We start from the raw sequence: 15623 nt of genomic DNA, 5'->3' as shown, positions 1-15623 counted from the left end.
TCACGTCTTCTCTCCTTCTCGACTCACCCGTAGTGGGCGAACTCCACGAGGTTGCCGTCGGGGTCTCTGACGTAGACCGACTCCATCTCACCGCGGGCGCCGGTCCGGGTACCAGAGCCTTCGACGATCGATACGCCGGCGTCCTCGATGCGCTCGACGACGGTCGGAATCGGTTCGTCGACGACGAGGCAGAAGTCGGCCGACCCCGGTGCCGGATCGACCGCGTGTGGATCGTACTCGTCGCCGGCGGGGTGGAGGTTGAGCTTCGTGCTGCCGAACGAGAGCGCGACGCGCCCGCCACCGAACGTCTCGACGTCAGCCACGCCGAGCGTCTCCGCGTAGAACTCGCAGGTCTCTTCGATGTCGGTCGCGTACAGCACGAGGTGGTCGATGCCGGTGACGTGCATGGGCGTGGAAGGGGTGGCGACCGACAAACCGTTACCGGCCCCGCGTCCGCCCGCGACCGACCCCCGCTACCACTCCGAGAGCGCACGCGGGCCGTGACTGACCGCGAGCGTCCCGACGAAGGCCACGACCCCGGTGAGCGCGAACGCGCCGCCGACGTAGAACACCCACGCCATGCCGACTTCGGTCATGAGCCACCCGCCCAAAAGAGGTGCGGCGATGCTGCCGGGCCGCCAGAGCAGGTCGCGGACGCCGAAACTGGAGGCGACACCTCCCGAGTCGGTCCCCTCGTCGGCGAACAGCGCCATGCTCGCGGGTTCGCGGAGGCTGTCCGCCACGCCCAGGAGTCCGCTCAGCCCGACGAGCGGGACGAACGCGGGCGAGAGCGGCCCGAGGAGGGGCAGCGCCGCGGGCAGGCCGAGCGCGACGCCCATCTGTGGAGAAAAGGGAACCGCGAGGGCGATGAGTCCGTAGAGCGCGCCGCCGCAGGCGACGAACGCCGCGCGGCCGTACCTGTCCGAGAGGCGGCCCATCGTCGGCTGAGAGAGCATGTTGGTGAACTTCTCGGCGACGACGGTGAGGCTCACCGCGAGGCCGCCGTACGCGAGGCCGCCGGTCGCGGCGGAGACGCCCGCGAAGATGGGGACCCACGTCCGGACCAGGGTGACGGCGACGGCGTACTGGGTTCGAAAGGTTGCGATGGTGAGGATGCGCTCGTTGAGCGCGAGGTCCGAGAACGGGAACTCCTCGACGACGGTGTCGTCCGAGGGAAGCAACCACCAGACGAGGACGGTCGTGACGACGAAGACGAGGGTGACGACGGTGAAGACGGGACCGAAGCCGAAGCGGTCGTACAGCACCCCGGCGCTGAGGCTCCCGACGATGGAGGCGGCGAACGCCCACGAGTTGGCCTTCCCGATGTAGTTCGCTCTGGTTCCCGTCGTCGCCAGTTGTCCCACGAGGCCGAGCGACATGAGCGAGAGGGCGACGAAGACGACGCCCTGGACGACGCGGAGGAGGATGAACCCGAGGCTCGACTCGACGAACGGATACGCCGCGTAGACCCCCACGCCCAGCACGAGGCCGGCGAGCAGGACGCGTCGCTTGTCGCCGCGGTCGCCCCACCAGGCGATGGGGACGACGGCGAGCCCCGACGAGAGCGTGAAGCCGGTGGTGAACAGGCCGATGACGAGGCCCGCGGAGACCGTCAGTCCCAGCACGGTCACCGCCGAGGGGTCGAGCGCCTCGATGTACTTCGGGAGGAGCGTTGCGAGGGTGATGAAGCCGAAGCCGCTGGCGAACCGCGAGCAGTAGAGGGCGAAGAAGGGCGGGAGCGAGGGACGGTTCACACCGAGGGTCGGCGGAGTGGGGTGAAACTGGTTTCGATACGCCGGTCACTCGGTGGCGCCGACCCCGCCGTGGCCGACTTCGTCGAGCGCCCACGCCGCGCGGCCCCGGACCCGCTCGTCGCCGTCGTCAGTCCGAACGCGTTCGAGGACCGGACGGGCCGTGCGGGCGTCGTCGCGGAGGTAGCCGAGCGTCCAGCAGACGTTCTCGCGGACGAGCGCGTCGGTGTCGTCGAGCGCGTCGACGAGTCGGTCGACGTGTGGTGCGACCGTCTCGGGAAACTCGCGGGCGACGCGGGCGAGTGCCGTCGACCCGTTCGCCCGTGCGACGCTGTCGTCGTCGTCGAGACACGCGAGGAGCGCGTCGACGTGCCGCCGGACCGCGACGGCGTGGGTCGTCGCGACATCGCCGACGACGCCGGCCGCGTTGGCTCGAATCCCCGAATCGCCGTCCCCGAGCGCGCCGACGAACGTCGGAAGGTGTTCGACGACGGCGTCGGGCCACTCGCCGGCGACCCGGCCGACCGCACACGTCGCGTTCAACCGGGCCGCCGTCCGCTCCGTCTCGTCGCCCACCACGCGAGCGAGGCTGGCGACGTCGGGCCGGACAACCTCGGGCGCGACGACGGCGACGCGTCCGAGCGCGAACGCGGCGTGTATCCGGACGGTCGGGTCGGCTGCCGTCATCAGTCTCACGAGTCGGTCGGTGGCGTCGATGACCGACTCGGGGTCCCCGGACGCGACGTGTGAGACGCAGGTAACCGCCGCCGTCACGACGGTCGAGTCCGACGATTCGAGCCCGGAGAAGGTGCTCTCGACGTGCGGGGCGACCTCCTCTGGACAGGCGGCGGCGAGCGCCGCCAGACACGTGAGCGCCGCGGCGTGGACCGCGTGGTCCGTCGGGTCGGTAACGAGCGCGTGGACGGATGGAATCGCCGCCACGCAGTCGTCGGGTCGGTCGGCCGCGAGCGTCGAGAGACACCCCAGCGCGTCCGTGAGGGCCGGGACGTCCTCGGTCGTAGACGTGAGTAGGCAGAGGACGACGCTGACGTCGACGAGTTCGGGCGCGTGCGCGGCGAGCCCCCGAAGCAGTGCCGCCCGTCGAGATGGGTCGTCCGGGAGCGCTGCTGTCGCCGACGCGGCAGTCGGAAGCGGACGAACCGCGTCGACCGCTGCCAGTGGAACCGGCGGGGCGACCGGTCGGTCCGCTTCGACGCTCCGGACGTCGACAGTGGAGCCGTCGTCGGGTGGTGTCGGATCGACGTCGAACGCGAACGTGGTTCGCCGGTCGTCACCGTCCCACCACCACAGGGCGACGACCGCGGCGTCCGTCGATTCGACGAGTACGACGAGCTCCCTGGCGCTCTCCGGAACGATGTCCGGGGTCGCACCGTCTTCGACCCATCGGTCGTCCTCGCTCACCCGTGGTCCTCCCCGTTCGGCCCGCGCCTGTTCACGGTCACTACCTTCGATTCGTGACCACCCCTCTTGAAATCATCCCCCGCATCGAACAGTGGCGCGGTCGCTGTGAGTGGATGCCCGATCCGGTCGGAACCGAAACTGGACGTTCGTCATCCGGACTCGCGTTGGAATCGGACGACTCCGACGGCACCCGCGTCGCCTCTTGGTTAGCGGCGTTACCACTCGCGGTGGGTGGCGTCGCGAAGAAATGAAACCGCACCGTGTGACCGGTTTCGCCGGTCAGTCGTGGTTAGTTAGTCGCGACGGACTGCGACCAGCGCCGCGGCGATGAGCGCGATGAGCGCGACGATGACACCGAAGCCGGGCGTCGACGTGGACGTCTCAGTCGGCGTCGATTCGTCGGTCGTCGGCTCTTCGGTCGGCGTCGATTCGTCGGTCGTCGGCTCTTCGGTCGGCGTCGGCTCGTCAGTCGACGGTTCTTCGGTCGGCGTCGGCTCCTCGGTCGGCGTGCTCACCGACTCGACGAGCTCGAACTCGAGCGAGGCCGAAGCCTCGTCGTCGTCAGCACGCAGCGTGTACGTGCCCGTCTCGACGTCCGACATGTCGATCGTGGTCGACCATTCGCCGGTCGAACCGTTGACCTCAGCCTCGTCCGAGGCGATCACGTTCTCGTTCTGGCCGAGGACCTCGATGAAGACGGTCGTGCCGTCCTCGCGGTTCGAGGTACCCGAGACGGTGACCTCGCCCTGGGCGACCTCACCGTTCGTGGTGAAGTCGTCGATCGAGAGCTGCGGGTTCTCCGCAGAGACGGTCATTTCGACGATCTGGTCGTCAACGCCAGCACCCGTGTACTCGTCGTTGACGATCGCGACTGCCTGCTGCGGCGTGAGGTCCGACTGCAGGGCGTCGCCACCGAAGCCGTAGTCAGACGCGTAGTCACCGTCGCGGCCCTGGCCGACGACGATGAACGTGTACTGACCGCGGTTACTGAACGCGGCGTAGTCCTCTTCGAACTCTTCCTCGTCGATGTCGATCTCCTCGGCGGCCTGCGAGGCCCCGCTGGCGTCGAGGAAGTTCCCGCGCGGACCGATCAGGTAGACGCGGACCGAGTCACCCTGGCCGAGCGCGGTGCCCGACAGCGTGACCTCGTCACCGACGTTCGCGGCGATGCTCTGCGACGAGACCTGTGCCGTGAGGTCGCCCTCGACGGTGCGGACGGTCGTCGTCGTCTTCGTGTCGAACTCGCTGTAGGTGTCCGAGTCGATCTCGTTGTCCTGGTTACCTGCGCTCAGGTAGTTCGTGCCGTCGTCGTCGACGGGGTCAGCGACGACCGCGATGCGGTACGAGTCGGGCAGGCTGATGTTGCTGCTCGAGTCGATGTCGAGCGAGAACTCGCCGTTCGAGTCGACGTCGTCCTCGGCCCAGTCGCCGTCCTCGTCAACGAGCGGGACGTAGTTCTGGTCGATGCGCGCGTACGCCTTCACCTCGTCCGACTCGGCGGCAGTTCCCTCGATGGTGAACTCCTCACCGATGCGGACGACGCTCGGGGCGGACGAGATGTTGATCGACTGCTCTTCGACCGTCAGCTCCGCGGAGTCGTCAGCGCTCGCGTTGAACGCTGTCTGGAGCGTGCCGGGGTTGGTGTCCGCGCTGTCCATCTCGACGAACTCGACGTCGAGCGTCGTCGTGTCGAGGCTGTCCGTCTGGATACGGACCTGCGCTTCACCTTCGTCGTCCATGTCGACGACAGCGCCGACGTAGTCCTCGTCCTGGTCGCCAGCGAGGTCGTCAGTGCCGAAGCGGCCCTGGACGTCGCCGGTGTTGGCGAAGACCTGGCTCGCGTTCGCGTCGCCAGCTTCGAGGTCGTCGGTGTCACCCTGCTCGATGCGGAGGAGACCGTACGTTCCGGGCGTGCCGGTGACCGTGGCGACGACGTTGTCGCCCTGCGTGGCGCTCGACTGGCCCAGCGAGATGCTCTGCGATTCGTCGCGGATGGTGAACGTCGCGCTGCGCGACGCGCCGTCGAGGTCGTCCTCGCCCTCGACCGTGACGGTGTACTCGCCCGTGTCGAGGTCGGTGACGTCCGAGAGTTCGACGTTGCCACCGGACTCACCGATCTCGAGGAGACCGGTGTTCGAGGTGAGCTGCGACTGGACCTCGAGGCCGTCCTCGTCCTCGATGGTGATCGAGACGTTCTCGGCCTCGTCGAAGTTCCAGTCGGCCTCGACGGTGATGGTGTCCGTGTCGGTGACGATCGAACCGTCCGTGACGTCCGCGCCACCCGTACCGGCGCCGGAGTAGATCGTCAGGTCAGTGACCTGCGGTTCAACGACGAAGAAGTTGGCGGTGCCGTCGGAGTTACCCGAGGTGTTGTAGCCGCCGGTCTCGAAGTTGTTCGCTTCCGTGATGTCGGCGGCGAGCGGGTCGCCAACGGACGCCGTCGAACCGTCGGCGTCGCCGCTGACACCCGTGAAGGTAGCCGAACTACCGGCGGAGACACCACTGATCTGCGTCAGGTCGACGTCGCTCTCACCGAGGTAGACCGTACCACCGTTGTTGATGGTGCGGCTGGAGCTCTCGAGCGTGAGCGTGTCGACCGTTCCACCGTCAGTCTCGAGAGTACCGTCGTTGTTCGAGTCGACGTCGGCGGTCACGGGGAAGTTACCCGTTGCAGACGGCGCCCCGACGTCGGCATCGAAGCTGACTCGGACGGTGTCACCGATAGAACCACTGTTGTCGGCGACGGTGAGGTTGATGTAGTCCTGCCCGTCGTTCACGGAGACATCGCTGTCGGTGAACGAGGCGGAACCGGCGTCAACACTCGCGCCCGTGACGCTGGGCGACGAGAGGTCGGTGCCGCTAGGCATCGAGATGTTGACGACAGCAGGAGTGGTGTCACTCGTGTCTGCGTCGAACTCTACTACGAACGTGTGCGTGTTGGTCGTTCCCGCATCAACAGTAGTCGGAGAGATACTGCTGTTGCCGGGGTTGAGGGTCGCACTCGCTGTACCCGCGAACGCGATGGTCCCCGCAAAGACGGAGAGGACCATCAGCGCCGCAAGCACAACAGCGCGAATCTTGTTATTTGTGTCTGACATAGTTTCGGAGGGTCGCAATCGCAACCGCAATCGGGGACAACACCTTTCTCGCGTGAATTCGCGCGGCGTGCGGCGATCACGCATACTCGCTGCTGCCACCTGGGTAGGGGTACGTGTCAGAACTGCACCCATTTACATAAGTACCTTGTGTTACGAAAATAATCAGATCTCTTATATATAGAAAACATTTAAGTGTTGAACTTCGCGCTGGTAAGAACGCCGAGAGACGGGTGACACGACGTGAGGTCCTCCGGATCGATGCCGGGCACGCGTGCGTAGTAGTATGAACGCCTCGTTTGCCCAGAAACCGGGCCAGGCGGGAGTTGCACCACCTGAACGTCGCTCACTCCGTTCGTTCCGTAGTTCACATCCTCCGTTGCCGCATCGCTCGTCACGTACGTTCCTTGCAGAAGCGGGCCGGGAGGGAGTTGAACCCCCGACCGACGGATTAAGAGTCCGTCGCTCTCCCTGACTGAGCTACCGGCCCTCACTCACACCTTACTGAGGTACGTTAAAAGGCGTTTCCATTCAGTCGACGGACGTCACGGCGTGACAGCCCGAAGCCGGCCTCGGTTCTTGCTCCGGTAAAGAGTGGGTGTTAAGTGTGGTCCACCGGTTACTCAACGTACGAATGAGTACTGGGGTCACCGTCTCCTCGATGTCCACATACGCCATCCTCGGGTGTGGGAGCGTCGGCCACGCGGTGGCGGAAGAACTCGCCGAAGAGGGCAAGCACGTCCTGATCCTCGACAAGGACGCCGACCGTGTCGAGGCGCTGCGCGACCAGGACCTCAACGCCCAGCAGACGGACATCATGGACGCGTCCGTGAGTGCGGCGGTCGAGGACCGCGACGTTATTCTCATCCTCGCGTCCGACGTGGAGGCCAACAAGGCGGCCGTCTCGACGATTCGCGAGGGAGGCGGTGACCAGTTCATCGTCGTCCGTGCGTCGGACCCCGTCTCGAAGGACGAACTCCTCGACCTGGGCGCCGACGTCGTCATCAACCCCTCGGAGGTCATCGCGGACTCGGCGCTCCGGGCGCTCGAAACCGGTGAGCTGGAGTACAAAGCGCGTCAACTCGCCGACCTCCTCGGGGAGACCGACGGCAAGTTGGCCATCCTCACCCACGACAACCCCGACCCCGACTCCATCGCCAGCGCCGTCGCGCTCCAGGCCATCGCGGAGGAGTACGACGTGGAGGCCGACATCGTCTACGACGGCGACATCGGCCACCAGGAGAACCGCGCGTTCGTCAACCTCCTCGGCATCGAACTCATCCACCAGTCGGAGACTTCCCTCGACGAGTACAGCGCCGTCGCGCTCGTCGACCACATGAAGTCGGGAGCGCTCACCGCCGACGTCGAGGTCGACATCTTCATCGACCACTTCGAGCCCGACGAGGGCATCGACGCGGACTTCACGGACGTCCGCCCGAACGTCTCCTCCACCTCGACCATCCTGACGAAGTACATCCAGGAGTTCGACCTCTCCCCCTCGGAGGCGGTCGCCACGGCCCTGCTCTACGGAATCCGCGCGGAAACGATGGACTTCAAGCGGGAGACGACGCCCGCCGACCTCACCGCGGCTGCCTACCTCTACCCCTTCGCGAACCACGACACGCTCGAACAGGTCGAGTCGCCGTCGATGTCGCCCGAGACGCTCGACGTCCTCGCGGAGGCGATCCAGAACCGCGAGGTACAGGGGAGCCACCTCGTGTCGAACGCGGGTTTCATCAGGGATAGAGAGGCGCTCACGCAGGCCGCCCAACACCTCCTCAACCTCGAAGGCATCACCACCACCGCCGTTTTCGGCATCGCCGACGACAAGATCTACCTCGCCGCCCGCTCGAAGGACATCCGCATCAACATCGGCAACGCACTGGAGGACGCCTTCGCGGGCATCGGCGAGGCCGCCGGCCACTCGACGCAGGGCAGCGTCGAGATTCCGCTCGGCATCTTCACGGGCATCGAGAGCGGCGACGGCAACCGCGACACGCTGCTGCAACTCACCGAGGAAGCCGTCAGACGAAAGCTGTTCCAGGCGCTCGGCGTCGACTCCTCGTCTCCCTCGACCGGCGAGAGCGCGAACGGCTCTTGACGCGCTCGAAGGGCACCCGACGCGTCGCTGGCCGAGTTGGACTCGCTCGCGAGCCGAAAAAGGGCCGTCTCGCCGTCGTGAGGACGGTGACGGCGATCCGACAGCAGTGTCAGGCGATGGCTTTCTCTTCTTCTTCCTCTTTGTACCGCTCGACGACGTCGTTGATGAGGATGACGTCGCCGACCGCGCGGACCCATCGGTACGGAACCATCACGCCCTTGCCGGGGTCGATACGACCGTGGAACAGTTCGTTGTTGAGGTCCTGTAGTGCGAGTTCGGTGACGGTCTGACGCTCGAAGTCGAGGTGGACGTCGCGCACTTCGCCGACGAACACGCCGTTGTTCGAGTACACCTCGCGGCCGACTAGGTTCGTGATCTCCTGGGGCGTCCCATCCATACGCCAGGCGACGAATCCCTCCCTCTTAATTACGTATCAGACGCGCGTCAGACGGTGGTCAGACCGGCCGAGACGGGCAGGTCGAACCCGGGAAGATACCGCGGGTAGATCGCACCCGAGTGACGGGGTGCCGGGCCGCTGCGCGTCACGGGTCCGGACGTGCGAGGAACTGCGCGTTCCCCTCACTGCCGACGACCTCGCCGTCCTCGTAGACGACTTCACCGCGCGACATCGTGAGCCGGGGGAAGACGAACTCGCGCCCCTCGAACGGGGTGAAGTCCGACTGGTCGAGCATCTCCTCGGCCCGGACGACTGTACGCACGTCGGGGTCGACGAGGACGAGGTCGGCGTCCGCACCCGGCCAGAGACCGCCCTTCCGGGGGGTGAGTCCGTAGTGCACCGCCGGGTTGTACGACGTCACCTCCACGAGTTTCGGCAGTGAGATCTGCCCCCCGTCGAGGACCGCTGTCAGAACGGAGGGGAACCACGTCTGCAGGTGTGGGATCCCGACGGTGGCGTCCCAGACGTTCGGTTTGTGCTCGCGCGCACAGGGGGCGTGATCGGAGTCGAGGATGCGGATGTCGCCGCGACGGACGCCCTCCCAGAGCGCGTCGTGTTCTGCACGCGTCCGAATCGGGGGGTTCACCTTGGCGAGGTGGTCGTGGTCACGGGCGTCTTCGGTCAGGTACTGGACCTGTGCCTCGGCGGTGACAGTCGCGCGGGTGTGCGCCTGGTTCCGCTGGAACGCCCGGAGGCCCTTCTCGGAGCTCATGTGGACGAAGTGGAGCGGACAGTTCGTCTCGTCGGCGAAGAGCATCAGCCGGTTGATGGCGTCCGCTTCGAGGAAGTCAGGGCGGACCTGGTTCCACGTGTTGACGCTTTCGACCTCCTCGCTCTCGGCTCGCATCGCCTCCTTGAACTTGAACGCGGGTTCGACGTTCTCGGGTGGACGAGGACGCGTGCGCCGTACGCGTCGTCGATGGCCGCGACCGTCTCCATGAGCTTGTAGACGATGCCGTCGTCGATACCGACGAGCGGTTCGACCACCTCCTCGCCGCGGTACGGCAAGAAGAGCTTGAACGACGTCAGCCCCTCCTCCTCGACGAACCTCGGCACCTTCCGGACCTGTTCCATCGTGAACACCGCGACGTGAAAGGAGAAGTCGCCGATGAAGTGCGTCTCCATCGCTTCGCGGAACGCCGCGTAGTTGGTTTCGAGTTCTCCCGGCGGGCCGATGAGGAAATTGATGACGCTCGTGACACCGCCAGCCGCGGCCGCACGGCCGCCGTGTCTGGCGGCGAGGTCGTACTCCCAGCCCGGCCACTCGACGTGGACGTGGGGGTCGATGACGCCGGGAAGCACCAAGAGACCGGAGGCGTCGATTCGGTGCTCGGCGTCGAGGTGAGACAGGTCCGTACCGACCTCCACGACGGTCCCGTCGTCGATAGCGATGTCCGCATCCGTCCGCGCCTGCGCAGTCACGACCGTTCCGCCGTGGACGACACACTCTACCATGCACTGGTCGCACCGCGGGACGACATAGCCGTTCCGTTGCCGACAGTGAGCGCGAGTGAAACGCGTCCCGCGCTCAGAGCCGCTCGGGCGCGACGAGTTCGACCGGATGCTGTGACGGTCGTGCCAACATCGAGTCGAGCTGTTCCAGACACGACGTCCCGGAGGCGACGACGCGGCGCTCGCGCGTCTCCGGCGTGGAGAACTGCGCTTCGAGTTCGCTCCCGACGTCCATCGAGAGTTCGTAGTACTCGGACTTGTAGCCGAACGACCCGGCCATCCCACAGCACTCGACCTCCGAGGTGGCGACGTCGTAGCCGAGACGGTCGAGGACCGCTTCCGTGTAGCCTTCCAGCCCCAGGGTTCGTTGCTGGCAGTGTGAGTGGTACGCGACCCCGCTGTCGTTCGCGCCGGGAGCGCGGAGCGTTTTCGGGTCGCCGCCGTTCTCCAGCAGACCGTAGACGTACTCCATCACCTCGTAGCTCGCATCCGAGAGCCGCTCCTGGGACCTCGGGGCGAGGAACTTCCCGTACTCGCGGTCGAACATCGCGAGGTCCGACGGTTCGATGACGACGACGTCGCGCTCGGCGTCGATGTGTTCCGCGAGCGCGGCGTAGAGGGCGTGGGCCTTCTCCTCGGCCGTCGTGATCATCCCCTGCGAGAGCGGCGCGCGGCCCGACGCGGGGAGGTCGGGGACGCGGACGTGGACGCCGAGCGCTTCGAGCGCCCGCACGGCGGCCTTCCCGCGCTCGACCATCGCGTGGTTGGTGTAGACGTCGGGGTAGACGACGGCCTCGCGCTCGGCCTCGGTCGGTGAGACCCGCGGCCCCCGTGCCGCGAACCAGTCGACGAGCGTCTCCCGCTCGAACGACGGGAGGTCGCGGCGGGCGTCGACGCCGATGGTCGACTCCATCAGCCGCCGGGAGAGGTCGGTCCCGGCGACCCAGTTCGACAGCGGCGCGAGGGCGCTGCCGACCGTCGCCACCGTCGAGAAGTTGCCGAAGAACCGCTTCTGCAGGCTGAGCCCTCCCTCCTCGGCGTCGGGGGTCAGCCCGTCGACGAGCCAGTCGAACTCGTGGTCGGTCCCGCGGTTGATTCTATCCCTCACGACCGTGTTGATCCACGGGATGTCGATGTTGACGGGGCAGGCGTCGACACAGCGCGAACAGCCCGTACAGAGGTCGTTGAACTCCGCGGCCGTGTCGAGCCCTTCGATGCCGGCCTCCCACCCGGTGGCGATTCCCCCCGAGTACGTCTCGCCGCCGAAGCCGTGCCCTCCCACCGACTGGAAGTTCGCACAGACGTTCGAACACGCCGAACACCGGATGCAGTACAGCGTCTCTTTCAACTCGCTGTCCTCGCGCATCGCCATCCGGCCGTTGTCGATGAGGACGAGGTGGAAGTCGCGGTCGTTCTCTCCGCTCGCGAGCGGCGTGTCGGACGCGTCGAAGTCGACGACCGGCGACTCGACGGGCGGCGTCAGCAGCGAGATGTACGAGGTGATGTCCTGTCCCGTCCCGGAACGACCGATGAGTTCGACGAACGGCTGGAGGCTTTCGACCGAGGGAACCACCTTCTCGACGCCCGCGACGGCGACGTGGGTGTCCGGAACCACCGCCGACTTCCGGGCGTTGCCCTCGCTCGTGACGAGCGCCAGGGTCCCGGTGTCGGCGGTGATGAAGTTCGCCCCGGTCATGCCGACGTCCGCGCCTTTGATCTCTTCGAGCAGTCGCTCGCGGGCGAACATCGTCAGTTCCTCCGCGGTTTCGAGTTTCTCTTCGGGCTGGAACGTCTCGTTGAACAGCTCTGCGATGCCCTCGCGGGACTTGTGGATGGCAGGGGCGACGATGTGGGAGGGGGCCTCGTCGGCGACCTGCAACACCCACTCGCCGAGGTCTGTCTCGACGACGTCCACGCCGTCTTCCTCCAAGAACTCGTTCACCTCGATTTCCTCGGAGGTCATCGACTTCGACTTCACGACGCGCTCGGCCTCCTTGTCCCGGCAGACCTCCCGGACGTAGCGGTTGGCGTCCGCGGCGTCGTCGGCGAAGTAGACCGTGCCGCCGTTGGCCTCGACCGTCGCTTCCACCCGGTCGAGGAGTTCCGGCAGGCGGTCGATGGCGTCCGCTTTTATTTCGCGGGCACGGGCGCGGAGTTCCTCGTACGACTCCAGTTTCGCGACGGAGTCGTACCGGCCCTGATTGAAGCCCTTCGTGTTGGCTTTGACCGCGTCGCCCTCGGTTTCGAGGAGATAGCGGATGCGTGCGGCCTTCGCCTCTCGGGACGTGCTCTTACTCATCGAGCATCACCACGTGGACGTCTTTCGGGCCGTGTGCACCCTTCACCAGCGCCCCCATGTCGGCCGTCGCGCTCGGACCGGTCGCGATAATCGCCGACGAGTGGGTGCCGTCGCGGAACTCCTCACCCAGGAAGTCGAACGCCTCGGCCATCCCCGGAACGACGTCCCCGGTCCGGAGGACGGCGACGTGGAGGTCGGGGAAGAGCGACACCGGTTCGGTCCCCTCGGGCGTCGACGGGAGGACGACGCTCCCGTAGTCCGCGATACCGAGTCCGGCGGCGGTGATACCCGTCGTCGCCGTCTCCAGTTCGTCCGGGGTCGGCTCCGTGTTCACCCACGCGGGCAGGGAGACGTCGAACGGGAGCGGCGTGCCCACCGCCGGCTCCGTCGACACCTCCCGGAGAACGTCCGCCAACCCGTCGTGCGTCGTATGCGTCCAGTCGACGTCGAGGCGGTCCAGTGACGCCTCGAACGTCGTGACCGTGCCAGTCGCCATGTGTCACCTTACGACAGGGGTTTCAAGTTTCTTTGCTTTCGGCCGTCCATCGCCGGGTCACGACCGGCCCCGAACGGCGACGAAAACCGACAGGAGGAGCGCGGACGACCCGACGTATCGGACGCGCGCGACCCGGGTTTCGAACGCGCTCGCGGTCCGTGAGACGCCCGCGCGCTGGCGTCGACGGCCACGTGGCACCGTCCGTCCACGGATAACGCGCCGAAATAGGTCGAAATACGCTCTTCTCGCCGTTTAGACTCCCTTTCAGCTCGTCGTTTAGAGTGATTAAATACTGTTCACACGTGTATAGAGGCGTGTATACACGTGTACACTGGATAGAACACACGTGTGTAGAGGGACGCCGGTAGCGGCTGACGTGCGTCGTCGCCGACGCCGTGAGAATTACTGCAGCAGAGAATAACGGTTTTGAGCCGGTCTCTGAGGCATGTTATCCACAACACTCGAACGAACAGGTATCGAGAGAGGTCCGCCGCTGACCGTCCGAGTTCTCGCAATCGGGGGAGAAGCGATAGATATATCATGACAGACTCGGCTCCACTCGACCATGCCACGAGGCATCGAGCACAGCACTGGCATGGTTCGGGGCGGTTCGAGACGTATCGACCGAGGTGAGACCGATGGTTAGCGCCGTGGACGCGCTCGTCGCGCTCGCGCCGCTGGCGACCATCGCGTTCCTGATGGTCGGCCGGTACTGGCCCGCGACGCGGGCGATGCCCGTCGCCTGGCTCGTCGCGGTCGGCGCGGGCGTCGTCGGCTGGGGAATGTCCGCGCGGTGGATCGCCGCGTCGTCGATTGTCGGCTTTATCACCGCCGCGAACATCCTCTACATCGTCTTCGGCGCCATCCTCCTCCTCTACACGCTGAAACGCACGGGCGCCTTCGACGCCATCAATCAGGGCTTCGCCTCCGTGAGCGAGGACCGCCGCGTTCAGGTCGTCCTGCTCGTATTCTTGATGGGGTCGTTCATCGAGGCCGCGGCCGGCTTCGGGACGCCCGCGGCCATCGTCGGTCCGCTCCTCGTGGGGCTCGGTTTCCCGCCGATGGCGGCCGTCGTCGTCGCGCTCACGGGGAACCTGATGGCCATCACGTTCGGCGCGGTCGGGACGCCGCTCATCATCGGGATGATCGACATCTTCGGCTCCGTCGAGAGCATCCAGACCGCGGTGGTCGCGAACGGCCCGTACGCGAGCGTCGCCGCGTGGGTCGGCGACATTGCGATGTGGGCCGCGACGTACCACGTCATCGTCGGCGTCGCACTGCCCTTCATCGGCGTGGCGATGATGACCCGCTTCTTCGGCGAGGAACGCTCGATCAAGCCCGCGCTGGAGGTCCTCCCGCTCACGCTGTTCGCGTGGGCCTCCTTCTCGGTCCCGTACTGGCTCACGGCGTACTTCCTCGGGCCGGAGTTCCCCGGCCTCATCGGGGCGATGGTCGGCCTGTTCGTCACCGTCGGTGCGCTGAAGGCCGGCTTCTTCCACCCCGACGACGAGTGGGACTTCGCGCCTCAGGAGCAGTGGCCCGACCACTGGGTCGGCGACATCCAGCCCGGCGAGGGCGGCGTCGGCGCGGGCACCTCCCGCGAGGGGACGGTGACGGCCGACGGCGGGCACGTCCGGATGCCGCTGTGGAAGGCGTGGACGCCCTACGCGCTCGTCGCCGTTCTCCTCGTCGTCACCCGCGTCGTCGACCCCGTGAACGCGTTCGTCACGATGGACCTGTTCACGCTCGCGTGGACCGACATCCTCGGGACGGGACTGAGCGACAGTTTCGCCGTCCTCTACCTGCCGGGGGCGGTGTTCGTCGCGGTCCACCTGCTCACCATCCCGCTGCACGACATGCGGACCGACGAGATCACGGCGGCGTGGTCCGAGACGGTCGAGAAGGTGATGCCCGCGGTCGTCGCCCTGCTGTTCGCGGTGGCGACGGTCCAGATCATGCTGCAGTCGGGCTCCGCGACGGGGACCGACAGCATGCTCATCGTCCTCTCGGACGGCATGGCCTCGGTCGCGGGCGGCGTCTACCCGTTCTTCGCCGCGTACGTCGGCGCGTTCGGGGCGTTCCTCGCCGGGTCGAACACCGTGTCGGACATCCTCTTCGGCACGTTCCAGTACGGCGTCGCCGACCAGATCGGGACGCCGCGGACGCTGATGCTGGCCGCACAGGCCGTCGGCGGCGCCATCGGCAACCTCATCGCCATCCACAACGTCGTCGCGGCGCTGGCCGTCGTCGGCCTCGTCGGCGAGGAGGGTCGCGTCATCCGGCTGGAACTCATCCCGCTCGTCTACTACGGGACCGCCACCGGCCTCGTGACGCTGCTGTTCAGCTACGTCCTCTTCCCGGGCGTCTTCTGACGGGGTCCGTCGTCCCCGTCTCCCGGGAGTCGCCGCCCCCGGTGTCGGCGACATCCGGGACGGGCGTCCGACAGCCCTCGTGACACCGATCCCGGTTCGAGGGGCGCAGGAGAATCGCCAGTCGACGACGCCTCCGGACGGCGTAACCTCCGGATTTTATTAGCGACGACTCAAAGGA

At 66.7% G+C, this 15623-nt stretch carries 11 protein-coding genes and 1 tRNA gene; 2 read left to right on the top strand and 10 right to left on the bottom strand.

Annotated elements, in window-relative coordinates:
* Positions 1–23 precede the first annotated feature (23 nt).
* The 5 genes from C2R22_RS11050 to C2R22_RS11025 form a co-directional block, all read right to left on the bottom strand.
* Positions 24–407 (bottom strand): VOC family protein, encoded by a 384-nt coding sequence (locus C2R22_RS11050; RefSeq protein WP_103425804.1) that lies wholly within the window; start codon positions 405–407, stop codon positions 24–26.
* 66 nt (positions 408–473) lie between these two features.
* The gene (locus C2R22_RS11045) at positions 474–1754 is read right to left on the bottom strand and encodes an MFS transporter (RefSeq protein WP_103425803.1); all 1281 of its coding nucleotides are present in this window, start codon (positions 1752–1754) and stop codon (positions 474–476) included.
* Between the two features lie 45 nt (positions 1755–1799).
* Positions 1800–3173, bottom strand: a complete 1374-nt coding sequence (locus C2R22_RS11040) for a HEAT repeat domain-containing protein (RefSeq protein WP_103425802.1) — start codon at positions 3171–3173, stop codon at positions 1800–1802.
* A 293-nt stretch (positions 3174–3466) separates the two neighbouring features.
* The gene (locus tag C2R22_RS25045; protein WP_162562462.1) at positions 3467–6271 is read right to left on the bottom strand and encodes a PGF-CTERM sorting domain-containing protein; all 2805 of its coding nucleotides are present in this window, start codon (positions 6269–6271) and stop codon (positions 3467–3469) included.
* Between the two features lie 413 nt (positions 6272–6684).
* Positions 6685–6758 (bottom strand) — tRNA-Lys (locus tag C2R22_RS11025).
* A gap of 144 nt (positions 6759–6902) precedes the next feature.
* Between C2R22_RS11025 and C2R22_RS11020 the strand changes: the two genes are divergently transcribed.
* The gene (locus C2R22_RS11020; protein ID WP_103427646.1) at positions 6903–8369 is read left to right on the top strand and encodes a DHH family phosphoesterase; all 1467 of its coding nucleotides are present in this window, start codon (positions 6903–6905) and stop codon (positions 8367–8369) included.
* 109 nt (positions 8370–8478) lie between these two features.
* On the opposite strand, the gene C2R22_RS11015 is transcribed toward C2R22_RS11020, so the two are convergent.
* The 5 genes from C2R22_RS11015 to C2R22_RS10995 form a co-directional block, all read right to left on the bottom strand.
* Positions 8479–8766 carry a PRC-barrel domain-containing protein gene (locus tag C2R22_RS11015; protein WP_103425801.1) on the bottom strand — a complete coding sequence of 96 codons (288 nt, stop codon included), beginning with the start codon at positions 8764–8766 and terminating at the stop codon, positions 8479–8481.
* Positions 8767–8911: 145 nt separating this feature from the next.
* Positions 8912–9673 carry a dihydroorotase gene (locus tag C2R22_RS11010; RefSeq protein WP_103425800.1) on the bottom strand — a complete coding sequence of 254 codons (762 nt, stop codon included), beginning with the start codon at positions 9671–9673 and terminating at the stop codon, positions 8912–8914.
* The gene (locus C2R22_RS11005; RefSeq protein WP_103425799.1) at positions 9583–10281 is read right to left on the bottom strand and encodes an amidohydrolase family protein; all 699 of its coding nucleotides are present in this window, start codon (positions 10279–10281) and stop codon (positions 9583–9585) included. The genes C2R22_RS11010 and C2R22_RS11005 overlap by 91 nt, the downstream gene beginning before the upstream one ends.
* Before the next feature lie 73 nt (positions 10282–10354).
* Positions 10355–12577: an LUD domain-containing protein gene (locus C2R22_RS11000; protein ID WP_103425798.1), complete on the bottom strand. Its 2223-nt coding sequence runs from the start codon at positions 12575–12577 to the stop codon at positions 10355–10357.
* On the bottom strand, positions 12570–13073 hold the full coding sequence (locus C2R22_RS10995) for an LUD domain-containing protein (RefSeq protein WP_103425797.1): 504 nt from the start codon (positions 13071–13073) through the stop codon (positions 12570–12572). Before C2R22_RS10995 ends, C2R22_RS11000 begins: the two co-directional genes overlap by 8 nt.
* 638 nt (positions 13074–13711) lie before the next feature.
* Between C2R22_RS10995 and C2R22_RS10990 the strand changes: the two genes are divergently transcribed.
* Positions 13712–15445 (top strand): L-lactate permease, encoded by a 1734-nt coding sequence (locus C2R22_RS10990; protein WP_103425796.1) that lies wholly within the window; start codon positions 13712–13714, stop codon positions 15443–15445.
* Positions 15446–15623: the final 178 nt, after the last annotated feature.

Origin of the sequence: Salinigranum rubrum, assembly GCF_002906575.1 — an archaeon.
Lineage (GTDB): Archaea > Halobacteriota > Halobacteria > Halobacteriales > Haloferacaceae > Salinigranum > Salinigranum rubrum.
The sequence above is the reverse complement of the archived record's forward strand: the minus strand, read 5'-3'. Positions and strand labels throughout refer to the sequence as shown.